We start from the raw sequence: 1,991 nt of genomic DNA, 5'->3' as shown, positions 1-1,991 counted from the left end.
AGATGACATGTCCCAAAATCCGTTGGTTTCTGTCTTGTTTGCCATAACGTCGCTTTTCAGCTGCGCGGTCGCGGCAAGCGATCCCGCGCTCAATAGCCCGGCTACCCGGATGAGCATTTACGCCATGCCCAACGCGAACGAATGGTCGCTGCTGAAATCCTTTAACGCGACGCTGATCAATCGGCTGGCCGGATTAGCGGTACCGGATGCACAAGGCGCGCTCCAGCGAAATCGCGCCGGCTACTTCTCGGTGCGCTTTCAGGACGGCGTGACCTGGACTATCGTGCGCGGCTTGTATCTGCGTAACGCCAGCGTGCTCGAATCCGGCATCAAGGCATTGGAATATGCCTTCGACCATCAAAATCCCGACGGCTCGTTTCCAATCGTGGTTCCGCCGACTCTGCCGGCCAATTTAATACCCTATCCGCAAGATTACGCCGACGCGACCACATTCTTTTTCAGCGAGCTTGGCCGCTCGCTGATTTTGCTGGACGGCAACGCCTGGTTTCGAAGCAGCGCCGACACCGCCGACCTGCGCCGCCGTATAGACCTGATCAAGGAACAGGCGGATCTATCGATCGACTGGCTGTTAACCCAGCAGGATTTGTTGATCGACTACGATACGCCGCTTTCCAATCACTTATATTACGACGGGGCCGGCTTTTATTTGGTGGGACGCGCTCTGCACCGCCAGGATGCGATTGATGTCGGTATCGGGTTTACCGAATTGGGTTTGAACGCCCAATGGCCGAATGGGGTGTTGCCGGAATTGGACGGTTACGACAGCAGCTATCAGGGCGTTAGCTTGTTTCGTTTGTTTATTCTGTACCTGAATGCCGATCCGGCGGACTCGGCGATCAGGCAAAGGTTGTGGGATGCGATAAGTTCGGGAATCGCCTGGGAGCAAACCCGCATCAAACCCAGCGGCGAAATCCTGTCCGACGGCAATAGCCGGGTCTACCCCGGCGGCGACAAATTTCTCGGAGTCGAAAAAGGCATCTCCTACGTAAACATTGCGCTGTCGTTTTATTACTACGCTGCGCTGACCGGCGATGCCGGCGCCAAGTCCACCGCCGATAAGATCATTGCCTATTACACGACACCGCACTGACGCAAGGGTGTCGTTGACATTAGCGACTCGCATTAGGTTATTGATCGACTGCTCATCAAACCAGCGCTGGCCGGCCAATAAAAACAATCCGAGGGAGCGATGTCCTCGTGCCGCCGAAGGGGCGCCGCCTCAGTGGCTTTCAGCGTCACGATCAAGGTCGGATCTCGCTTTGGAGGGCGGAAAAGACCGGCGTGGGAGGAGGATTAGTGGCGTTCCGACACCGGTGGGTTCGGATTCCGCCCAACAACTTTCAGAGTAACCGGAGCCATTCGCTTCGAATCCCATCAGCGACAGGCTCCGGTTACGATATTTCGTCATCACTACTGAATATCGTAGCCCAAATCCGCAAGCATATCGATTTTGTTCAATAGCGAATTTAACTATTTCCAGGTAAATCATCCATTTAAAATAATTTTGAGCTTTTGGCACAGCGTTTGCCCCTCATATATCGACAGTTCCAAATCAATATTTAATTTAAAACGTCAATATGAGGATCCAACCATGAAACTAAAATCCATTTTCGCTGCTTTAACCTTTGCCGGTATTGCCTGCTTCAGCGGCAACGTATTTTCAGGTATCGATACGGCGGCTTATTCTCACGATGCCTATATTGGTGTCTATAATAATGAGCAGTGGATGAAAAACCTGCCGGATACTTTAAAGCTCAGTCAACTCTCGCTGCCGGGCACCCACGATTCCATGGCCCGTTACGGAGGCGATATTGTGCAAACTCAGTCAATGAGTTTGGCTGATCAATTAAACTCAGGCATACGCGCGTTGGATATACGTTGCTGGCATAAAAACGATAGTTTTGTCATTTCGCACGGCATTATTACCCAAAATGCCACATTCCAGGATGTGCTGGATACGGTCGACGACT

Annotated in this window: 2 protein-coding genes; both read left to right on the top strand. The window is 52.3% G+C overall.

Features of this window, described 5'->3' with window-relative positions; genetic code table 11:
* Window positions 1–109 precede the first annotated feature (109 nt).
* Entirely contained in the window at window positions 110–1,111 is a 1,002-nt protein-coding gene (locus AC3B8H_RS20730; protein WP_488443411.1) for a hypothetical protein, read from the top strand.
* Window positions 1,112–1,612: 501 nt separating this feature from the next.
* Window positions 1,613–1,991, top strand: a 379-nt coding sequence (locus tag AC3B8H_RS20725) for a phosphatidylinositol-specific phospholipase C domain-containing protein (protein ID WP_488443410.1), incomplete at its 3' end; no start/stop codon positions are given.

Source organism: Methylomonas sp. BG-2 (genome assembly GCF_057766305.1).
The sequence above is the reverse complement of the archived record's forward strand: the minus strand, read 5'-3'. Positions and strand labels throughout refer to the sequence as shown.

Coding starts and splice junctions, on each gene's coding strand:
- AC3B8H_RS20730 (WP_488443411.1), top strand. CDS start 110: ATGAGCATTTACGCCATGCCCAACGCGAACGAATGGTCGCTGCTGAAA.